This is a genomic window from Pseudomonas sp. LW8 (assembly GCF_041956865.1).
Taxonomy (GTDB): domain Bacteria; phylum Pseudomonadota; class Gammaproteobacteria; order Pseudomonadales; family Pseudomonadaceae; genus Aquipseudomonas; species Aquipseudomonas siliginis.
In genome coordinates, this window is the sequence record NZ_CP168138.1 from 4,032,857 (window position 1) to 4,053,174 (window position 20,318).

The window sequence follows — 20,318 nt, forward strand, 5'->3', positions numbered from 1 at the left end:
GGTTCGGTTGAATGTGTCGATCACTGTTCGGCTCCTTTTGAGTTGTGATGGCAAGGATCGGCGAGAGACTTCAACGGAACGTGCCAGGCGCTTTGAACAACAACGGCTGCGGTCTGGCAGGACGACTTTGCAAACTGTCACAGGTAAACAACTGCGGACGCTCGATGACATACCCCTGAGCGTAATCCACACCTATTTCAAGCAACGCCTGTTCGATCTGGTTAGTTTCAACAAACTCGGCAATTGTCTGCTTACCCATAACATGACCGATGTGATTGATCACTTCGACCATTGCCCGATTAATCGGGTCGTCCAGCATATCCTTTACGAAACTCCCGTCGATCTTCAGGAAGTCTACAGGCAAATGTTTCAAGTAAGCGAATGAAGACATTCCGGCACAAAAGTCATCCAGAGAAAAGTGACAACCTAAGCCTTTGAGTTCATTGATAAAACGAATTGCACTGCCAAGATTTGCAATTGCACTGGTTTCGGTAATTTCAAAACAAATCATTTCAGGCGGTATAGCGTAGTTAACAAACTGTTCCCGCAGGAAGTGCAAAAACGCGTCATCTCCTATAGTAATGCCTGACAGATTAATCGCACACATTGCCAAAGGAAGTTCATGTTCCTGTTCAATACACTGGGCAATAACCTTGAAAACGTTTTGAACTACCCAGCGATCTAACTGGGTCATCAAACCATAACGCTCCGCCGCCGGAATAAAGCTGTCAGGCAAAATCATTCGTCCGGATTCATCATGCAGGCGCAGGAGAATTTCGATGTGTCCGGCCTGGCCGGGTTGCGGCTTGAGCGGCGCGATCTGCTGGGCATAGAGGCAGAAGCGGTTTTCTTCCAGCGCCATGTGCAGCCGTTGCACCCAAGCCATTTCACCGAAGCGCATGGACAGTTCGGAGTCGTCCGCATGATAGACCTGCACGCGGTTGCGGCCCTTTTCCTTGGCCATGTAGCAAGCCATGTCCGCCGCACGCAGGGAGGCTTCGAGAGTGGTCGGATTCTGCGCGACATGTACCAGGCCAATACTGACGGTGGTCAGGAACGGCCGTCCTTTCCAGACAAAATGCAGATTCTGCACGGTCTGACGCAGGCTTTCGGCAATCTTCTCGGCGATGTCAGGCGGGCAGTTCTCAAGCAAAATCCCGAATTCGTCGCCGCCCAGTCGCGCCAGGGTATCGCCCTCGCGCAGGTCTGATTGCAGCAGCGTGCAGATATGCCGCAGCAACTCATCGCCCGCCGCATGACCACAGGTGTCGTTGACCAGTTTGAACTGGTCCAGATCGAGGAACATCAGTGCATGCCGGCCGGGCTGGCGTGTCAGGTTGTGCAAGGCCTGTTCGAGGCGATATTCGAATTCGCGGCGGTTGGCCAGCCCGGTCAGCGCATCGTGGGTCGCCTGCCAGGACAGATTGGCGATGTACTGCCGCTCCTGAGTCATGTCGTGCAGCACCAGCACCGTACCGCTGACGTTGCCGGCATTGCGGATCGGCGCGCCGACCAGGGTCACCGACAGGGTGCTGCCGTCCAGACGCTGGATCAGCTTGGAATGTTCGCTGCCGCCGCTGAGCTGGCCACTGAGAATGTGCTCGATCAACGTCAGCCCTTCGGTCTGGGCGTTATCGTCGAGCAGGTTGAACAGCGCCGACAACGGCAGCCCCGCCGCCTGCTCGGCCTTCCAGTGCGTCATGGCCTCGGCGGCGGGGTTCATGTAATCGATCGCGCCGTTGACGTCGGTGGTGATCACGCCATCGCCAATCGATTGCAAGGTGATGTGCGCGCGATCCTTCTCCAGTTGCAGCGCCTGGGCAAATTCATGCCGTTGCCTGAGCAGTTTGTGCGTGCGCCACAGCGCCAGCGCGATCAGACCCAGCGCGGTGGCCAGGTTGGTGAACAACAGCAGGCGCATGATCACCCGCGAGCCTTCGCCCAAGGCATCGCTGAAAGCCTTGGCCGCTGGGGTGACTGCATCGTTGATGGCGAAGATCTGTAACTTCCAGCGCTGCACATCGCCCGGGCTGGCCTGGTTCTGCGCAATGCCTTGGTGCATCTCCTGCGCGACTTCGTGCAATCGGTCGAGATAGGCATCGCCAATCGTCCAGCGATCGATCGCGGTTTCCAGATAACTGTAGTGGCGGAAATTGAGGTACAGCCAGATGACGCTGGAGACATCTTCTGGATGATTACCGCCCTTGAGAATGCCTTCGCGCGCCGCTTGCAGATCTGGCGGCTGACGATCCAGTGCCAGGCGCAATTGGTGCCCGCCCTGGGGCACGGCGATCGCCGTCAGGTATTTGCGGTAGATCGCCTCGTCGCGGCTGTCGGCGTAGAGGTTGAGGTAATAGATGGCGTCTTTCTGGCCCTTGGACCACAGGCTTTCGCCAGCTACGTAGCCACGCACGGCCGAAAGCACGTAAAGGCTCACGCCCCCCAGTAATGCCTGGAACACCACGACAGCAATAAAGGGCCAGACGATACCCAACAACCGTGGTGTTCCCAGAGTCTGCTTTTGCTTCATGAGATTCCTTGCATGAGCACTGCCCGCTCGCCTTCCGGGCGAATTCGCTATGACGAGACTAGGTGGGGTTCTCGCTCAAGGCAAGGCGCGGCGTTACACCGCGCGCAGAACCTCTGACAGGTCGGCGAGGGTTTCGATCAGTGCTGTTGCAAGTTGCCGTAGAGCTTGGCGTACAGACCGCCGTCGGCGATCAGTTGGCGATGGTCGCCGTCCTCGGCGATCTGCCCGCCGTCGAACACCAGCACGCGGTCGGCCTGCTTCACCGCCGACAGGCGATGGGCAATGATCAGCGTGGTGCGGCCATGGAGAAACTTCGCCAGCGCCTGGTGCAGGTTGTACTCGGTGGCGGCGTCGAGGGCCGAGGTGGCTTCGTCGAGAATCACCACTTTCGGCTCGGCGAGAATCATCCGCGCAATCGCCAGACGCTGGCGCTGGCCGCCGGACAAACGCACGCCGGAACGCCCGACGATGCTATCGAGGCCATCGGGCAGCGCGCGGATGGTCGCGGCCATTTGCGCGATTTCCAGCGCCTGCCAACAGGCTTCGTCGCTGCGCATGCGGCCCATGGTCAGGTTGGCGCGCACGCTGTCGTTGAACAGCGCCGGATGCTGCAGCACCACCGCGACGTTCTCGCGTACCGTCTCCAGGCCGATCTCCTGCTGGGTCGACCCGCCAAAGCGGATGGTTCCGGCCGCTGGCGTGTACAGACCCAGCAGCAACTGCACCAAGGTACTTTTGCCGCCGCCGCTCGCCCCGACAATCGCGACTTTTTCGCCGGGCAGGATCGACAGGTTCATCTGATCCAGAACCAGCTCGTCGCCGTAACCGAAGCTCAGGCCTTGCACCTCGATGCCGACGGTGTCGCGCCCCTTGAACGGATCGACGCCGCCGGGATACTGCGGCTCGTCGGCACGCGCCAGCAGTTCATTGATCCGCGTCAGCGCACCGCCCGCCGCGTAGTAGGCGTATTGCAGATTGAGCAGTTGTTCGACCGGGCCGATCATGAACCACAGGTAGCTGAACACCGCGAGCATCTGCCCGATCGACAGGTCGGAAAACAGCACGGTGAGCATCGCCGCCGCGCGGAAGATGTCGATGCCGAACTGGAACAGCAAACCACTGGCGCGGTTCGAGGCGTCGGTTTTCCACTGCGAGTTGACTGCGTAGTTGCGTACTTCCTGCGCGCGCACACCGAGGCGCCCGAGGAAATAGCCCTGACGATTGCCCGCGCGCACTTCCTGAATCGCATCGAGGGTTTCGCTCAGGGCCTGGGTGAAACGCGAGGTGCTGTCGTTTTCCAGCTTCTTCAGATGCTTGACGCGTTTGCCCAACTGCACCGTGGCATAGATCACCAACGGGTTGAACAGCAGAATCAGCAGCGCCAGCTTCCAGTGCATCCACATGAGGATGCTGGCGGTGCCGACCAGGGTCAGCATGGCGACGAGGAAGCGGCTGAGGGTTTCGCCGACGAATTTGTCGAGGGTATCCAGATCGGTGACCAAATGCGTGGTTACTGTGCCGCTGCCGAGGCTTTCGTATTCGCCGAGGGAAATGCGCTTGAGCCGCTCGATCAGGCGTACGCGAATGCGGTAGACGATGTCCTTGGCCAGGCGCGCGAACAGCCGCGATTGCAACACGCCAAAACACAGGGCGCTGCAACGCAAGGTCAGGGTCACCACCAACATCAGGCCGATATAACCCGCCGCCTGCTGCCACATGCTCGGCAGAAAATGATTCATGACTTTCAGTGCGGCATCGCCGTGGCCGAGCAGCACTTCGTCGACCAGCAACGGCAGCAGCAACGGGATCGGCACGCTGCACAGCGTCGCCAGCACGGCCACGCCGTTGGCGATCCACAGGGATTTCTTGTGATGCAGTGCCAGACGCCGGACTTCAGCCCAGCTCAGCCGGTCGACACGCTCTACGGCTGGCGTGTCATCGGCGCGGTCAGACACAGGCCGCGCGCTCCAGCCAGCGGCCGAGCAACGGCGACAGCTCGCTGAGCGGTTGATAGCCGTTGGTCAGCAGCGCCAGTTGCCCGTTGCGCTCGGCCAGCAGGGTCGGAAAACCGGCGATGCCCAAGTCCTGCACCCAGGTGAAGTCGGCTTGGGTCGCCCTGTGCTGATCGGCATGATCGAACAACGCCGCGAATTCGATACGCGGCACACCGGCCTGCTCCGCCAACTCGACCAGCACGCTGGCCTGGGTGACATCGCGACCTTCGGCGTAAAACGCCTGCTGGATCAGCCCGACCAATGTCCACGCGCAATCCGGCGCCAGACTGCGCGCGGTGACAATGGCGCGACAGGCAGGCTCGGTGTCGTAGACAAAACCGTCAGGCAACGCGCCGTCGAACTTGAACGGCTGGCCGGTGGCCTCGGTGACCGCTTGCCAGTGCTCGAGAATGTAGCGCCGCGTGGTCGGCTCCAGCGCCGAACCGCTGCCGGTGCGCAGACCGCCGACCACCAGATGCAGCTCGACCCCGGCTGCCTGCGCCTGCTCGACCAGTGCCTTGGCCACCGGAGCAAACCCCCAGCACCATGAACACATCGGATCCATCACATAGAGCAGGCGCGCAGACATGATTAAGCCTCGGAAGATGCTTGCTTATAGTTGTAGCCGATCGGGTGCGGCTGATTGCGTGCCTTGGCCAGTTCGATCTGCTTTTGCCGATCGATGGCGCTGCGCCGGGTTTTCTCGCTGAGCTTGTCCCAGCAATGCGGGCAACTGATGCCGGCGACGTAGTGCTCGGAGGCGCGATCTTCAACGCTGACCGGCGTGCGGCAGGCATGACATTGATCGTAGTCGCCTTCCGTCAGGTCGTGACGCACGGTGACGCGGTTGTCGAAGACGAAGCAGTCGCCGCGCCATTTGGTTTCTTCCTGCGGCACCTCTTCGAGGTACTTCAGGATGCCGCCCTTGAGGTGGTAGACCTCTTCGAAGCCTTCGCCGAGCATGTAGCTCGAGGCTTTCTCGCAGCGAATGCCGCCGGTGCAGAACATCGCGACCTTCTTGTGCACGGCCGGGTCGAAGTGTTCTTTGATGTAGTCGGGAAACTCGCGAAAACTGGTGGTTTTCGGATCGATGGCGCCTTCGAAGGTACCGATCGACACTTCGTAGTCGTTGCGCGTGTCGATCAGCAGCACTTCCGGGTCGCTGATCAGCGCGTTCCAGTCTTGCGGCTCGACGTAAGTGCCGACCTTTTTGTTCGGGTCAACGCCTTCGACACCGAGGGTGACGATCTCTTTCTTCAGCTTGACCTTGGTGCGATAGAACGGCTGTTCGTCGCAGTACGATTCCTTGTGGTCAATGTCGACCATGCGCGGATCGTTCTTGAGCCAGGCGAGCAGACCGTCAATGCCTTCGCGGCTGCCGGAAACCGTACCGTTGATGCCTTCTTCGGCGATCAGCAGAGTGCCTTTGATGCCGTTGTCGACCATCGCTTGCAGCAGTGGCTCGCGCAGGTCAACGTAATCTTCGAGGGTGACGAACTTATACAGTGCCGCCACGACAATCGGTTGTGTCATGGGTATTTCTCCAGGTGGCTACCCTCGCAAAGGGTGAACCGGATTCAATAAAAAACGCGCCGGCTAAGCGGCGCGTTGCGGATTCTAGCAAAAAACATCACCGCCTGCGGCTGTGCCCTGTAGGAGCTGCCGAAGGCTGCGATCTTTTGATCTTAATGTTTGCTACCGCCGGCACAGGTCGGCGACGCCGGAGCGCCGTCGATCTCTGCCCATTCCTGCGGGGTGTAGGTGTGCAGCGCCAACGCATGGAACTCGCCCATCAGCTCGCCGAGCGTGCCGTAGACTTTCTGGTGGCGCTTGACCCGGTTCAGGCCTTCGAACTGCGCGCTGACCACCACCGCCTTGTAGTGGGTCTGTGACCCGCGACTGTGCATGTGGCTTTCGTCCAGCACTTGCAGGTGCTCAGGCTGTAACAGAGCCAGCGTCGATTCGATGCGTTGTTGCATGGTCATCACGAACTCCGCTTACTTCTTCTTGGCTGGCGCCGCGGCCGGGGTCAGCTCTTTGGTCATGTCGTCGAGCAGCTTGTTGACCACTGGCACCGCGCTTTCCAGTTTGCCCTGGGTCATCTGCGCCGACTGCTGGGTCAGCTGCGGCATTTTTTCCAGGACTTTCTTGCCCAGTGGCGACTGGTAGAAGGCAACCAGATCTTTCAGCTCGGATTCGCTGAAGTTGCTGGTGTAGAGCTTGACCATGTCGGGCTTGAGCTTGTTCCAGCCGATGGCCTGGTCCAGCGCGGCGTTGGCCTTGGCCTGGTAGGTTTCGAGCACGGCTTTCTTCGACTCAGGGGCTTTGGTCTGTTCAAAGCGCTGGGCGAACATTTGCTGCACTTGCATGTACACCGGGGTACCCAGCTTGTCAGCGTGAGCCAGCGTCAGGAAAGCTTCGGCACTGGCGTTGTGGCTGGCGGTATCGGCAAGCACCTGGCCGCTGGCGCAAACCAGTGCAACCGCGGTACAGATGGCGCGAAGACGAGTCATCGAGTTTCCTTTAAGCAAAGCGAGGTCGAACCCCAAGGGCGACCATTCTGCGCCTAACAATCGCTATGGCTCAACCCCCGGCCCTTGCCGCGCTTGATTGGCGGGGTTTTGCGGTCAACAATCGAGCCGATGGAACCACCCGGGCCGATGCCGGCCTAAATTGCGCCAACAGACCAACAGGAGTGTGCACGATGAGCCGTATCGAAACCGACAGCCTGGGCCAGATCGAGGTCCCGGACGACGCTTACTGGGGTGCTCAGACGCAACGCTCGCTGATCAACTTCGCAATCGGTCAGGAACGCATGCCGCTACCGGTGCTGCACGCCCTGGCGCTGATCAAGAAAGCCGCCGCACGGGTCAACGACCGCAACGGCGACCTGCCCGCCGACATCGCTCGCCTGATCGAACAGGCCGCCGATGAAGTGCTCGCCGGCGAGCATGACGAGCAGTTCCCGCTGGTGGTCTGGCAGACCGGCAGCGGTACCCAGAGCAACATGAACGTCAACGAAGTGATCGCCGGTCGCGCCAACGAACTGGCCGGCAACCCGCGCGGCGGCAAGTCGCCGGTGCACCCGAACGATCACGTCAATCGCTCGCAAAGTTCCAACGACTGCTTCCCCACCGCCATGAGCATCGCCACCGCCAAAGCGGTGCAGGAACAACTGCTGCCGGCGATTGCCGAGCTGTCCGGCGGCCTCGCTGAACTGGCGGCACGGCACATGAAACTGGTGAAGACCGGGCGCACGCACATGATGGACGCGACGCCGATCACCTTCGGTCAGGAATTGTCCGGCTTCATCGCGCAACTGGATTATGCCGAGCGCGCCATCCGCGCCGCGCTGCCGGCGGTCTGCGAACTGGCGCAGGGCGGCACTGCGGTCGGCACCGGGCTGAATTCGCCGCACGGCTTCGGTGAGGCGATTGCCGCTGAACTCGCAGCACTGTCCGGTCTGCCGTTCGTCACCGCGCCGAACAAGTTCGCTGCACTGGCCGGCCATGAGCCGCTGGTGACCCTGTCCGGCGCACTGAAAACCCTCGCCGTGGCCTTGATGAAAATCGCCAACGACTTGCGTCTGCTGGGCTCAGGTCCTCGCGCAGGTTTTGCTGAAGTGAAGCTGCCGGCCAACGAACCGGGCAGTTCGATCATGCCCGGCAAGGTCAACCCGACCCAGTGCGAAGCGCTGTCGATGCTCGCCTGCCAGGTGCTCGGCAATGACGTGGCGATCGGTTTTGCCGCCAGTCAGGGGCACTTGCAGCTGAACGTGTTCAAACCGGTGATCATCCACAACCTGCTGCAATCGATCCGTTTGCTTGGTGATGGCTGCAGCAACTTCCAGCAGCACTGCATCGCCGGGCTCGAGCCGGATGCGCAGGTCATGGCCAAGCATCTGGAACGTGGGCTGATGCTGGTGACTGCGCTGAACCCGCACATCGGTTATGACAAGTCGGCGGAGATCGCCAAGAAGGCTTACAGCGAAGGGCTGACTTTGCGTGAGGCTGCGTTGCAGCTGGGTTATCTCACTGATGAAGAGTTCGATGCCTGGGTGCGCCCGGAGAACATGATCGAGGCTGGCGCCAAGGGCTGAGTCATGTAGCGCCTGAAAGTCCGTCTTCGCGAGCAGGCTCGCTCCCACAGGAAAATTGCATTGCAAAGTGGGAGCGAGCCTGCTCGCGAATTCAGGCGCCGCCGATCGTCAGCCAGGCACAACCCTGGCCCGCCGCGCCCTGAGCCCGGCAATCAACGATGGCCCCAACGCCACCAGCGCCGAACCCAGCACCACCAGCACCGCCCCGCCATAGCCCAGCGCATTGATCTGCTCGGCATGCACGTAGTCCGGCCAGATCCGCGCCGCAATCGCCACCGCAACAAATGTCACCAGCGGCGTGATCGCCAGCGTCGCACTGACTCGCGAGGCTTCCCAGTGCGCCAGCGCTTCGGCGAATGCGCCGTAAGCGATCAAGGTGTTCATGCAGCACGCCAGCAACAGCCAGCCCTGCCACGGGCTCAGGTTGAGCGCTTCCAGCGGATGTACCCACGGCGTCAGCAACAGCGCGCAGAACAGGTAGATCACCATCATCACCTGCAACGAATTCCACACCGTGAGCAATTGCTTCTGGCCCAGCGCATAAAAGGTCCACACCGTCGACGCCAGTAGCACCAACAACACGCCGGCGGTGTAATCGGACAGCGAAGTCAGCAGCTCGGCCAGGCGCTGATTGAAGAACAGGCCGAAGCCGATCAGCAACACCAGCAAGCCGATGCCCTGGCCAATGCTGAAGCGCTCCTTGAACACGAACAGACTGGCGATCAGCAGCATGATCGGACCCATTTGCACCACCAATTGCGCGGTGCCGGGGCTGAGCAGGTTGAGGCCCATCAGGTACAGCACGTAATTGCCGACCAGCCCCAGTACCGCCATCAGCACCAGCCAGCCGCCCTTCGGCCCGAGCACCTTGCGACTTGGCAGGCGCTTGACCGAAGCCAGATAAATGAAAAGGCAGCCGCCGGAAACCATCAGACGAAACCAGGTCACCGTGACCGGGTCCATCACCAGCAACACCTGTTTGAGCTTGATCGGCAGGATGCCCCACAGAAACGCGGTCAGCAGCGCCAGGAACAGTCCGTACACCCAGCGCCCCGATGAAATGTGCATGCGAACCTCAGAAGCCTGCTGACAAGGACACTCATTCTAGGCGTCCGGCTGCGCACAACACAGGGACAGTTGCCGCCAGGCCGCGAATGAAACTGTGCAGGTCGCAGCAGTAAACCGGCGCGCCGCCGTTGATCGGCCGGGCAGGCGCGCCAAGTGCTTCAGGCATAAGCTGATTGCAGACTTTTCAACGCATTGATCAGGGAGACCGACATGTACGCCATGCGCGCCGAGGACAGCGCCCCCGCCACCCGTTTTCGCAGCGACCGCGTGTGCCGGGTCAATGGCGAGCTGTATTTCAGCACCCGGGAAAATACCCTCGAAGGGCCGTATGACAGTCAGGTGATCGAGCGGGAGATTCAGGCTTATATAGCGCGGATGCAGCGGCGGGATTCCAGCCGCTGAACCGTGGCGCTGCCTTCGCGAGCAGGCTCGCTCCCACAGGGGAATGCGATCACCTGTGGGAGCGACCCTGCTCGCGAAGGGGCCTGAACGGGCAACCAATCCTTTAGCGCACCGCCTCAAACAACCCGCTCGCTCCCATGCCGCCGCCCACACACATGGTGACGATGCCGTAACGCAGGTTGCGCCGCTGCAATTCCCGGATCAGATGCCCTACCTGACGCGAGCCGGTCATGCCGAACGGGTGGCCGATGGAAATCGAGCCGCCATTGACGTTGTATTTGTCGTTGTCGATCTCCAGCCGGTCGCGGCTGTACAGGCACTGCGAAGCAAACGCCTCGTTCAATTCCCACAGATCGATATCCGCCACTTGCAGGCCCTTGGCCTTGAGCAGTTTCGGCACCGAGAACACCGGGCCGATGCCCATTTCGTCCGGCTCGCAACCGGCGACGGTGAAGCCACGGAAAAACGCCTTCGGCTTGAGCCCCAGCTCCAGCGCTTTGTCCAGACTCATCACCAGTGTCATCGACGCACCGTCGGACAGCTGCGAGGAATTGCCCGCCGTCACCGAACCGTCGTCGGCGAACACCGGTTTCAGTCCGGCAAGGCTTTCGTAGGTGGTGTCCGGGCGGTTGCAGTCGTCGCGCTCGACGACGCCGTCGACAATCTGCACTTCACCGCTGTTCTTGTCCTCGACCCGATATTTCACCGCCATCGGCACGATTTCATCGTCGAACAGACCGGCAGCCTGGGCCTGCGCGGTACGGATCTGGCTTTGCAGCGCATAACGATCCTGTGCCTCGCGACTGACATCGTAACGGCGCGCCACCACTTCGGCGGTCTGGCCCATGGTGTAGTAGATGCCGGGAGTCTGTTGCTTGAGCAGCGGGTTGATCAGGTGATCGGTGTTGACGCTCTTCAGGGTCAGGCTGATCGACTCGACGCCGCCGGCGACGATGATGTCGCTGCAACCGGAGGCGATCTGGTTGGCGGCAATCGCGATCGCCTGTAAACCCGACGAGCAGAAACGGTTGAGGGTCATGCCGGCGGTGCCGGTGCCCAGGCGCGACAGTACCGCGACGTTGCGGCCGATGTTGTAGCCCTGCGCGCCCTCGTTGGAGCCGGCGCCGACGATGCAGTCCTCGACGCTGGCCGGGTCGATATCGTTGCGGGTCAGCAGCGCATTGACGCAGTGGGCCGCCATGTCATCGGGGCGGGTCTGGTTGAACTTGCCGCGAAAGGATTTGGCCAGGCCGGTCCGCACGCTGTCGACGATCACCACTTCACGCATGGCATACCTCATTGTTGTTGTCGGTTGAGAGTGGACCTGAGCATAAGTCCACCTTCTTGCCGACCGCGAGGATCATTCACCCGGCGTATGCGCGGCCATCGCTTCAGTCCTTGTGCTTTTTGGCCTTCTTGTCGGATTTCTCGAACGCGTCTTCCAGCGCGCGGTTGATCGTGCGCAACACTTTCACCCGTGCCCAGCGTTTATCGTTGGCTTCGACCAGCGTCCACGGCGCGATCTCGGTGCTGGTGCGATCGACCATGTCGCCGACCGCCCGGCGATAGTCGTCCCACTTTTCCCGATTGCGCCAGTCGTCCTCGGTGATCTTGAAACGCTTGAACGAAATCTCTTCGCGCTCCTGAAAGCGCTCCATCTGCGTGTCCTTGTCGATCGCCAGCCAGAACTTGACGACGATGACCCCGGCATCGGCAAGCTGCTCTTCGAAGTCATTGATTTCGCCGTAGGCGCGCAGCCAATCATCCGGTGCGCAGAAGCCCTCGATTCGTTCGACCAGTACCCGCCCGTACCACGAACGGTCGAACACGGTGAATTTGCCCCGCGCCGGGAGGTGTCGCCAGAACCGCCACAAATACGGTTGTGCGCGCTCTTCTTCGGTCGGTGCGGCAATCGGGACGATGCTGTACTGACGCGGATCGAGCGCCGCTGCCACGCGGCGAATCGCCCCGCCCTTGCCCGCCGCGTCGTTACCCTCGAACACCGCGATCAGCGCATGGCGACGCATGCGTTTGTCGCGCATCAGCCCGGACAGGCGCGCCTGCTCGGTGATCAGTTGTTCTTCATAGTCTTTCTTGTCCAGACGCTGCGTCAGGTCGAGGCTGTCGAGCAGATTCAACTGATCGACCGGCGTACCCAGCGGCGCGGCACTGACTTCGTGTGGATTGACGTCGGCACGCTTGAGCGCGTTTTGCAGACCTTCGAGGAGAATCTTGCCCACCGCCAGGCTGCGGTAATTGGCATCGACGCCTTCGATGACATGCCACGGCGCGTAATCGCGGCTGGTGCGGCGCAGCACCCGCTCGCCGTAGTTGACGAACTTGTCGTAGGTCTGCGATTGCTGCCAGTCCAGCGGACTGATGCGCCAACTGTGCAGCGGATCGTCGGCCAGCGATTTGAGCCGCGCTTTCATCTGCTTCTTGGACAAGTGAAACCAGAACTTGAAGATTAACGCGCCTTCATCGCAGAGCATTTTCTCCAGACGCTCAGCGCCGGCGATGGCCTGGTCCAGACGCGGATCCTTGAACAGTCCGTGCACCCGGCCCTGGAGCATCTGGCTGTACCAGTTGCCGAAGAAAACACCCATCCGCCCCTTGGCCGGCAGCATCCGCCAGTAGCGCCAGGCCGGTGGCCGCGCGAGTTCTTCATCGGTCTGCTGGTCGAAGGTGCGCACTTCGATCAGGCGCGGGTCCATCCATTCATTGAGCAGTTTGACCGTTTCGCCCTTGCCCGCCCCTTCGATGCCGTTGATCAGGATGATCACCGGAAAGCGCTTCTGCTGCTGCAACTCGAACTGCGCTTCCAGCAAGGCTTCACGCAGCGCAGGGACGGCCGCCTCGTAAGTGTCTTTGTCGATGGCGTGACCGATTTCAGCGGATTCAAACATGGGACGGCTCCTTCCAGGGTTCAGCAAGACTAGCGGATTGGGCACGGGCGCAGGGCAGAAATTCCCACGAACTCAGGACGGGATGAGAACTTTGTGGTGAGGGGATTTATCCCCGACCGGCTGCGCAGCAGTCGTAAATCCCGGAAGCACGGTTTAACTCGGGAAAACGGGGTGGTTGGTTCTGGGACTGCTTCGCAGTCCAGCGGGGATAAATCCCCTCGCCACAGGGTTCTTTTCACCGCGAGTCTTGTGCTGGATCGGTAGTATCGGCGCGATCGGCTAGAATGGCCGCCTTGTGTTTGCCGAGCCTGCCATGAAAGCCGAAATGCCCCACGCCCAACTCGACTGGGACGACCAGGGACGCCCACGTTCGCGGGTGTTCGATGACGTGTATTTTTCCGACCAGTCGGGGCTGGAGGAAACCCGTTACGTGTTTCTCGAACAGAACCGTCTGGCCGAGCGTTTCGCTGCGCTGCCGGCGGATGGACGTCTGGTGATTGGCGAAACCGGTTTCGGCACCGGGTTGAATTTTCTCTGTGCCTGGCAGTTGTTCGAACAGCACGCGGTGGCCGGCGCGCGCTTGCATTTTGTCAGCGTCGAGAAGTACCCGCTGGCGCCTGCGGATCTGCGCCGGGCCTTGGCACTGTGGCCAGAACTCATGCCGTTGGCGGATCAGTTGCTCAGGCATTACGTGGCGATTCATCAAGGCTTTCAACGCATCACTCTGGCCAATGGCCGCGTGACGCTGACCTTGCTGATCGGCGATGCGCTGGAGCAACTGCCGCAACTCGATGCACAGATCGACGCGTGGTTTCTCGACGGTTTCGCCCCGGCGAAAAATCCGGACATGTGGACCGCTGAACTGTTCGTCGAACTGGCGCGGCTGGCTGCGCCGGGCTCGACCATCAGCACCTTCACCAGCACCGGTTGGGTCCGCCGTCTGCTCAATGCTGCCGGGTTCAAGATGAAGCGCACGCCGGGCATCGGCCACAAGTGGGAAATCCTGCGTGGCGAATTTCTCGGCTGGCCCGCCGAGGTGACGGCGCCCCTACCGGCGAAACCCTGGTTCGCCCGCCCTGCTCCGTTGTGCGGTGGACGCCGGGCGCTGGTGATCGGCGCCGGCCTGGCTGGCTGCGCGACAGCGTCGAGCCTGGCGGCGCGCGGCTGGCAAGTGAGTCTGCTGGAGCGTCACGCGGCCGTCGCGCAAGAAGCCTCGGGCAACCCGCAAGGCGTGCTCTATCTCAAGCTGTCCGCCCATGGCACGGCGTTGTCGCAGTTGATCGTCAGCGGCTTCGGTTACACCCGGCGCCTGCTGGAAAGCCTGCAACGCGGCAGCGACTGGGATGACTGCGGCGTGCTGCAACTGGCGTTCAATGCCAAGGAAGCCGAGCGCCACGCGCAATTGGCGGCGGCGTTTCCTGAAGATCTCTTGCAGTGGCTGGAACAGCCGCAAGCGCAGGATCGCGCCGGTGTCGGCGTGGCCCATGGCGGTTTGTTCTACCCCGAAGGCGGCTGGGTGCATCCGCCGGCGCTGTGTCAGGCCCAGGCGACCCACACCAACATTGAGTTGCTCAGCCATCACGAAGCTTTGGAACTGCGCAAAGTCGCAGACCTGTGGCAAGCCTTCGACGGCGAACGTTTGCTCGCCAGTGCGCCGGTGGTGATCCTGGCCGGAGCCGCCGAAATCAAACGTTTTGCCCAGAGCGCCGAATTGCCGCTCAAGCGCATTCGCGGGCAGATCACGCGCCTGCCTGAAAACGCAGAGAGTCATGCGCTGGCCACCGTGGTGTGCGCCGAGGGCTACGTCGCCCCGGCGCGTCTGGGCGAGCACACCCTGGGTGCCAGTTTCGACTTCAACAATGACGATCTGACCCCCACGACTGCCGAGCACCAAGGCAATCTGGCGATGCTCGAAGAAATTTCCAGCGACCTGCTGACACGCCTCAACATCAGCGAGCAGCCACTTGCGAACCTTGAGGGCCGGGCAGCTTTCCGCTGCACCAGCCCCGATTACCTGCCGATTGTCGGCCCGCTCGCTGATCTGCAAACCTTCAATCAGACCTACGCAGCGTTGAGCAAAGACGCCCGGCAAGTACCGGACCTCGCCTGCCCGTGGCTCGATGGTCTGTACGTCAACAGCGGCCACGGTTCTCGCGGGCTGATCACCGCGCCGCTGTCCGGCGAGCTGCTTGCCGCGTGGCTGGACAACGAGCCGCTGCCGTTGCCACGCAGCGTGGCCGAAGCCTGCCATCCCAATCGTTTCGCCTTACGGCAGTTGATTCGCGGCAAGTGAATTTCACGTATCGGGCATTTCGCAGATGCCCAGATCCATCAGCCGTATCGCGTCTTCCGTCAGGCTCTTGAACAGCACGTCTTCAGCCTGGTCCTTTTCAAGCTTGAGTGCCTGGTTCTGACTCAAATAATCGCCAGAGGGCAGCGTGTCCTTCTTGTCGAACAGTGCGCTCATTTGCGGGTCGTACAGGTCATCGATCAGCGCAAACTTGCGGACAAATATGCGTCGCAGATAGTCACGCCAGAACGTTCGCCCCTGCATGTATTCCAGCCATTGCGGGGAGAGTTCAGCGGTGAAGACGCGATTTTTTGCGACCTCAAGATCAGCGGCCGTCACGCCACTCTGGGCACTGAACAGCATATCTTTCGGTTGACCGCGCAGTCCCAGCGCATCGGTGAGACCGATGCGGTAAGCGAGGTTCATTTCCAGCGCATCGACCTTTGGCGCCCGGAGCGAATGCTCCCGGGCGATTTCTTCCAGCCTGTCCAGCCTGAACAGGCTGCGGCCCAGTTCCAACAACGCCTTGGCAGTACCCCTGCTCCCGCTTGCAGCCCTGCTCACCCGCTCGACTTCCACTGCGACTTCAAGGCGACTGAAAACCAGCGCCGCGTTATCGGTGCAGTGCAGCGGATCGGCCGCGATGTCGAGCAGTTGACGGCCCAGCGGCTCGTCAGCTTCCGCCGCCTTCAGTACCGCCCAGACGCGTCGCTGCATGTCAGCGCTGCCCTGTTTGCCGTCTGCGGTATCGCCCAGTTGCGCCAGCAAAGTGAACAAGCCATCGGCCGTCCGCTCGCTGCGCAATGCCGCCCAGATGCGCGACTGCTCTGCCCACTCTTCGCCACTGACCTTCGTCAACCAGAGCGAGCGCGCCGTTTGCTCGTTCAGCCGTGCGATGTCATCGGCGACATAGTCCATCCCAACGCCGAAATTATCGCGATAGTTCTCCAGATGCGTTTTGGCCGTTTCCGAAAAGGGGTTCAGCCCAAGCTTGAGTGCGCCGGTGAAACGTCGTGATTTCTCGAATAACCACTCGGGCAGCTCCGTGATGCTGTTGGCGGTCAGATCCATCAGTTCAATGTGCGCAGAATGGTCGAGGCCTTCTGGCAGTTCGGTGATGCCGGTATCGTTCAGCGACAAGCGACGCAGTTGCGACATTCGGCTGAAATCCGGGGTGGCACCCAACGGATTCTTGTCCAGATTCAGGTAGCGTAAAGTGCTCAGCCTGTTCAGCTTCGCCAGGGTCTGCTCGGTGAGCTTGAGCTGATTGTTTGCCAGGCTCAGCCGTTGCAGACGCGGCATGTGCGACAACATTTCAGGTAGCCGGGTGATCGCGTTGCTGCCCAGTTCCAGCGAGTCGAGCTGTTTGAAGGACTTGAGGAAGTACGCCACATCATCCCCCAGCGCCATGTTCCGCATCGACAATTGCTCGACATGGTCGAAGCTCACCGACGACGGTAACGTCGGCACCTTACCGATGCGCATGCCGTCAAGGTCAAGGGTACAGAGGTTTTTTCCCTCTTCGTTGGTGGCCCAATGAAAGCGTCGAAACGCTTCTTCGATCAGCTCGGCAGCCATTTTCCGACTGTGCCGCGCTTCGGCCAGATCGCCCCCAATGGCTTGCAGGGCGGCGGCATCTTCACTCCAGACAAACAGCGCGTCACGCAGGGTTTGCAGATCCTGACGCAGGGCTTTGATGCGGGTCGCACGGCTCAACGGATCATCGCCCAGTGCATCGAGCAATTGACTGAGCTGCGGCTCGCTCAGACGCGGATAAAGCCTGCGCGCTTTGCGCAGCAGTGTGCGTGAATGAGCTGTCGCGGGGACCTGATCGCCTTGCACACAGGCCGGCTCGACGGGAAGTGATTCCGTACTGCCGCCGCGCAATGCCCGCGCAGTGACCTCGCGTTCGTCGAGGGCAACGTTGAGCAGCTTTTTGCGTAACTGTTGTGTACTGAGCTGTCCGGCATCGGCAAACCCGAGTGCGGTCCGCTGACGTGGCGGCAATGCCTTGAGGATGGCCATGTACAAAGCGTCGGGGCCGGATGCCACCTTGCCCAAGGATTTTTTGTCGCCGCCAAACGCCTCATAGCCCTGCGTGGACTTCACCAGATAGCCGGTATTTTCCGAGGTCGCCGACGCATCGCCGATGTCTTCGAGTATCGGTCCGGTCAAGGCGTTGTCGCGCATTTGCAGACGCAGCTGTGCGTTCCAGCCGCTCAGGCGCGGCAGTAATTTCATGGCCAGCCTGTCGGTGTCGGCATTGGCCAGCCACGACCAGTGCAACCCGCTCAGCGCCCGGTCAAGCCGCACCTCGGCAATACCGGCCCGAGCCCGCTGTCCCAACCGCAAGGGCGCGCTCCCGGTCGAGCGCAAGTGCAGGCGCTCGACACTCGAAGCGCGGTCGATCAGCCTTTGACCATCGCGCGCCGGAATGTCGGCGAAAACCTGGCGCAATTTGCCCAGATCCTGCGCGTCACTGCGGTCATAGCGCTTGTACATCCGCTCGAACGCCGCGCGGTAATCGGATTTGAGCGCAGCACCCAGTTTTCTTGCCAGCCCGGTGGCTTGCGTGCTTTTCGCGACTTTGCCGCCGAGCAAGGCCTCGACTTCATGCTCGTAGAGGCCGTCGATGACGGTTTGCAGCAAGCGCCCGAGTGCCAACTGGCCTTGGGTGACCGGCACTCCCAGGGTTTCGTCGAGCGTGCTGTTTGCAGGATAAGTGGTTTCGACGTCTCCTTCATGACCGATGACCTCAAGGTATCGGTCAGTCGGCCAGCCCGGCAGTTGCGTCAAGGCGTGCATCTGTTCTTCCAGAGGTTGCTCGGAGTGGATCTCGCCGTTTTCCAGTTCCATGGTCAACTCACGCAGCTGGCGCTCGATGCGCACGCGCTCGACGGTATCGCGCAGGCGTACCGGCAGGCTCAGATTGTCGTTGAAGGTCTCCAGCAAGGTTTGCTGCGAGGTGTTGCTCAGCCGGCGAAGGATGTCCAGGTCGCTGTCGGCAAATTCGCTCAACTGCGGATCGATGCGCTTGAGCGTGTAGGCGCTGCTGCCCCATTCTTCGGGCTGTTCAGCGGGGAACCGCCAGCCGCCCTCGACGTGGCGGATCAGTTCCGGAGCATAGGCTTGTGCGCGTGCGGGGTGTTCCAGGCGCCAGTGCTGAGTGTCGATATCAAAGTTGCCCGCCAACAGGCGGTGCTCGAAGCGGGCGATGGTCTTGTTGCCGATCTGGTAGAACTCCTTTGAACCGGCACCGATGGTGAATCCGGCCGGCAAAGCATGCTCGTACGGGCTCAAATCGGACTTCCACAGGCGTGGCTTGCCGGCCCGATCGAGTATCGCGGTGAACTGCGCGAAGAACCCCGGATGCGTGCGCAGCAGTTTTTTGCCCACAGTTCCCAGCACCTTCTGACCGCCGGCGAAAACGCCCATCAATGCGATGTTCTCTACCACACTGAGCAGATGTGACAGTGCTTCCTGATGATCACCGCGGCGCCAGTCCGCCACGCCGTCATACACTTCACCGAGCAATTGCCCGACCGCGACGCCCATCATCAATTGCCCCAGGACCGGCACGAACAGCCCCGCCACCGACGCCACGGTCACCCCGCGCTGAACGAAATCCAACAGGCGTTTCTGTCGGATCTCTTCATCGATATCAGCGGTTGGCACCGCCAGTTTGCGCGCGTCGATCTGCAACTTGCCGACATGGCTTTGCACCATGAAATCAAAAAGCGCCACATTGATCGGCCATTGTTCGACGACGCCCAGATCGGGTTTCTCAGCCAACGCCTTGAAGAAGTCAGCCTTGTCATCTTCATCGAGGCTGCCGGCGAAATACCCCTGATATTCCGTGCTCTTGAGTTGTTGCGCGAGGTAGCGCTTGAACGCATTGAAACTCGGGTACTCATACACGGCGCGCTCGGGCTCGCCGGGCATATACACCATGCATCCGTCCTCAGGGTGTTGTTCCACGGAGCGTTTGGAAAATACCACCACGCCCCAAACGCAGCTGTCGAGGATTCTGATGCCCTGCATGATCATCGGGTCTTTGCCGTAGCGCAGGTGCTGCGCCGAAGCGACGCCTTCGGCCAGCATCAGATCCTGCAGCATGCGCAAACCAGCTGCGGTGATATCGCCCTTGAGCTCCGCAAGATGAGCGTCCAGCTCCAGCAGCGATTGCTTCAATCCGGCGATATTGCGGGTCATGGCACTGGTCGCCACGACTTTGCCGCAGTCCTCACGCAGACCGAACACTTGCTGCAGATGCTCCTGGTATTTCTTGCCCAGATCCAGCTTGCGGCACATCGCTGCAAACGCTGCCGGCGTCAGATCCTTCACGCCAGCGGGCACACTCTTGACGCGCACCAGGCTGCCGGCGGGAAAACCGTCGGCCTGCTCCTCGTCTGCGGTGAAGTTTTGCATGGCTGCCTGCAACAGGCTTTGCGTCGCGTGTCTGACCAAGCCGACATCGGCCTGAACCGTCGCCTTCACATCGCAGCCACAATCGACGCCGGGCAGGCTGAGCAGATCCTCGCTCACGTCATAGACCGCTGGCCATTTCTCGCTCAGCGCCGCGTTAAGTTCGCTGATGCAGAAGCTGTGCAAGGGTTTGAGCCGGGTCAGATCCTTGTCGACTTTGACTTGCAGGGTGTGCAGTTCACGATTGATTTCGTCCAGCTTGTTCAGCGTGGCCGCAGAAGCCGTGAGCAGATGCGCCGGGAGGCTTTTTTCCAGGCTTTCAGCGGTATCGAGGTCACCGGTCGCGGCGTACAAGGTGCTCAGGACCGAGGCCTGAATCTGTGGATTTGTCTTGTCTTGGGTGGGCATGGCAATAGTCCTTTATTGCGATTTGAAGCCTTGACCCTAGCGCTGCCGGGCAGCCGATAACAGTTCAAAATGCTGGACAAAATCCACGCAGATCAAACGCTTTTTTGTATGGAAAAAACAGCCCTGCACCACCCCACCCGGGACGTCCGTACACGTGTGGGCTTATGCAAAAAAAGCGTAACGGCGCAGGGGTACA

General features: G+C 60.9%; 13 protein-coding genes. 3 read left to right on the plus strand and 10 right to left on the minus strand.

The window, feature by feature from the left end; all coding sequences use genetic code 11:
• Nucleotides 1–70 precede the first annotated feature (70 nt).
• The 6 genes from AB9L16_RS18180 to AB9L16_RS18205 all read right to left on the minus strand — a co-directional run bounded on the left by AB9L16_RS18180 (nt 71) and on the right by AB9L16_RS18205 (nt 7,037).
• Nucleotides 71–2,530, minus strand: a complete 2,460-nt coding sequence (locus AB9L16_RS18180) for an EAL domain-containing protein (protein ID WP_258707047.1) — start codon at nt 2,528–2,530, stop codon at nt 71–73.
• A 137-nt stretch (nt 2,531–2,667) separates the two neighbouring features.
• Nucleotides 2,668–4,485, minus strand: a complete 1,818-nt coding sequence (locus tag AB9L16_RS18185; RefSeq protein WP_375122509.1) for an ABC transporter ATP-binding protein — start codon at nt 4,483–4,485, stop codon at nt 2,668–2,670.
• A complete protein-coding gene (locus AB9L16_RS18190) occupies nt 4,478–5,080 on the minus strand; it encodes a DsbA family protein (protein ID WP_178372427.1) in 603 nt (200 codons plus the stop codon). Before AB9L16_RS18190 ends, AB9L16_RS18185 begins: the two co-directional genes overlap by 8 nt.
• A gap of 35 nt (nt 5,081–5,115) precedes the next feature.
• A complete protein-coding gene (locus tag AB9L16_RS18195) occupies nt 5,116–6,057 on the minus strand; it encodes a rhodanese-related sulfurtransferase (RefSeq protein ID WP_041478261.1) in 942 nt (313 codons plus the stop codon).
• A gap of 152 nt (nt 6,058–6,209) precedes the next feature.
• Nucleotides 6,210–6,509 carry a BolA family transcriptional regulator gene (locus AB9L16_RS18200; protein WP_016770935.1) on the minus strand — a complete coding sequence of 100 codons (300 nt, stop codon included), beginning with the start codon at nt 6,507–6,509 and terminating at the stop codon, nt 6,210–6,212.
• 12 nt (nt 6,510–6,521) lie between these two features.
• The gene (locus AB9L16_RS18205) at nt 6,522–7,037 is read right to left on the minus strand and encodes a DUF2059 domain-containing protein (RefSeq protein ID WP_016770936.1); all 516 of its coding nucleotides are present in this window, start codon (nt 7,035–7,037) and stop codon (nt 6,522–6,524) included.
• A 191-nt stretch (nt 7,038–7,228) separates the two neighbouring features.
• Here AB9L16_RS18205 and AB9L16_RS18210 point away from each other — a divergent pair, with 191 nt between their 5' ends.
• Complete coding sequence (locus tag AB9L16_RS18210; RefSeq protein WP_256809736.1) at nt 7,229–8,623, plus strand: class II fumarate hydratase; 1,395 nt, start codon at nt 7,229–7,231, stop codon at nt 8,621–8,623.
• Between the two features lie 108 nt (nt 8,624–8,731).
• On the opposite strand, the gene AB9L16_RS18215 is transcribed toward AB9L16_RS18210, so the two are convergent.
• Nucleotides 8,732–9,691, minus strand: a complete 960-nt coding sequence (locus AB9L16_RS18215; protein ID WP_252878678.1) for a DMT family transporter — start codon at nt 9,689–9,691, stop codon at nt 8,732–8,734.
• Nucleotides 9,692–9,901: 210 nt separating this feature from the next.
• Here AB9L16_RS18215 and AB9L16_RS18220 point away from each other — a divergent pair, with 210 nt between their 5' ends.
• Nucleotides 9,902–10,093 (plus strand): DUF6316 family protein, encoded by a 192-nt coding sequence (locus tag AB9L16_RS18220; protein ID WP_056788322.1) that lies wholly within the window; start codon nt 9,902–9,904, stop codon nt 10,091–10,093.
• 103 nt (nt 10,094–10,196) lie between these two features.
• Here the strand turns inward: AB9L16_RS18220 and AB9L16_RS18225 are convergent, their stop codons facing one another.
• Nucleotides 10,197–11,381 carry a thiolase family protein gene (locus AB9L16_RS18225; RefSeq protein ID WP_310217616.1) on the minus strand — a complete coding sequence of 395 codons (1,185 nt, stop codon included), beginning with the start codon at nt 11,379–11,381 and terminating at the stop codon, nt 10,197–10,199.
• 103 nt (nt 11,382–11,484) lie between these two features.
• Nucleotides 11,485–12,999: a polyphosphate:AMP phosphotransferase gene (gene pap / locus AB9L16_RS18230; RefSeq protein WP_375122510.1), complete on the minus strand. Its 1,515-nt coding sequence runs from the start codon at nt 12,997–12,999 to the stop codon at nt 11,485–11,487.
• A 313-nt stretch (nt 13,000–13,312) separates the two neighbouring features.
• Between pap and mnmC the strand changes: the two genes are divergently transcribed.
• On the plus strand, nt 13,313–15,292 hold the full coding sequence (gene mnmC / locus AB9L16_RS18235; protein WP_375122511.1) for a bifunctional tRNA (5-methylaminomethyl-2-thiouridine)(34)-methyltransferase MnmD/FAD-dependent 5-carboxymethylaminomethyl-2-thiouridine(34) oxidoreductase MnmC: 1,980 nt from the start codon (nt 13,313–13,315) through the stop codon (nt 15,290–15,292).
• Nucleotides 15,293–15,295: 3 nt separating this feature from the next.
• Here the strand turns inward: mnmC and AB9L16_RS18240 are convergent, their stop codons facing one another.
• Nucleotides 15,296–20,122: an NEL-type E3 ubiquitin ligase domain-containing protein gene (locus tag AB9L16_RS18240; protein WP_375122512.1), complete on the minus strand. Its 4,827-nt coding sequence runs from the start codon at nt 20,120–20,122 to the stop codon at nt 15,296–15,298.
• Nucleotides 20,123–20,318: the final 196 nt, after the last annotated feature.

Bases quoted from the DNA above. Each gene is read 5' to 3' on its own strand.
- AB9L16_RS18180 (WP_258707047.1), bottom strand. From the start codon at position 2,530: ATGAAGCAAAAGCAGACTCTGGGAACACCACGGTTGTTGGGTATCGTC.
- AB9L16_RS18190 (WP_178372427.1), bottom strand. From the start codon at position 5,080: ATGTGTTCATGGTGCTGGGGGTTTGCTCCGGTGGCCAAGGCACTGGTC.
- AB9L16_RS18195 (WP_041478261.1), bottom strand. From the start codon at position 6,057: ATGACACAACCGATTGTCGTGGCGGCACTGTATAAGTTCGTCACCCTC.
- AB9L16_RS18200 (WP_016770935.1), bottom strand. From the start codon at position 6,509: ATGACCATGCAACAACGCATCGAATCGACGCTGGCTCTGTTACAGCCT.
- AB9L16_RS18205 (WP_016770936.1), bottom strand. From the start codon at position 7,037: ATGACTCGTCTTCGCGCCATCTGTACCGCGGTTGCACTGGTTTGCGCC.
- AB9L16_RS18210 (WP_256809736.1), top strand. From the start codon at position 7,229: ATGAGCCGTATCGAAACCGACAGCCTGGGCCAGATCGAGGTCCCGGAC.
- AB9L16_RS18215 (WP_252878678.1), bottom strand. From the start codon at position 9,691: ATGCACATTTCATCGGGGCGCTGGGTGTACGGACTGTTCCTGGCGCTG.
- AB9L16_RS18220 (WP_056788322.1), top strand. From the start codon at position 9,902: ATGTACGCCATGCGCGCCGAGGACAGCGCCCCCGCCACCCGTTTTCGC.
- AB9L16_RS18225 (WP_310217616.1), bottom strand. From the start codon at position 11,381: ATGCGTGAAGTGGTGATCGTCGACAGCGTGCGGACCGGCCTGGCCAAA.
- pap (WP_375122510.1), bottom strand. From the start codon at position 12,999: ATGTTTGAATCCGCTGAAATCGGTCACGCCATCGACAAAGACACTTAC.
- mnmC (WP_375122511.1), top strand. From the start codon at position 13,313: ATGAAAGCCGAAATGCCCCACGCCCAACTCGACTGGGACGACCAGGGA.
- AB9L16_RS18240 (WP_375122512.1), bottom strand. From the start codon at position 20,122: ATGCCCACCCAAGACAAGACAAATCCACAGATTCAGGCCTCGGTCCTG.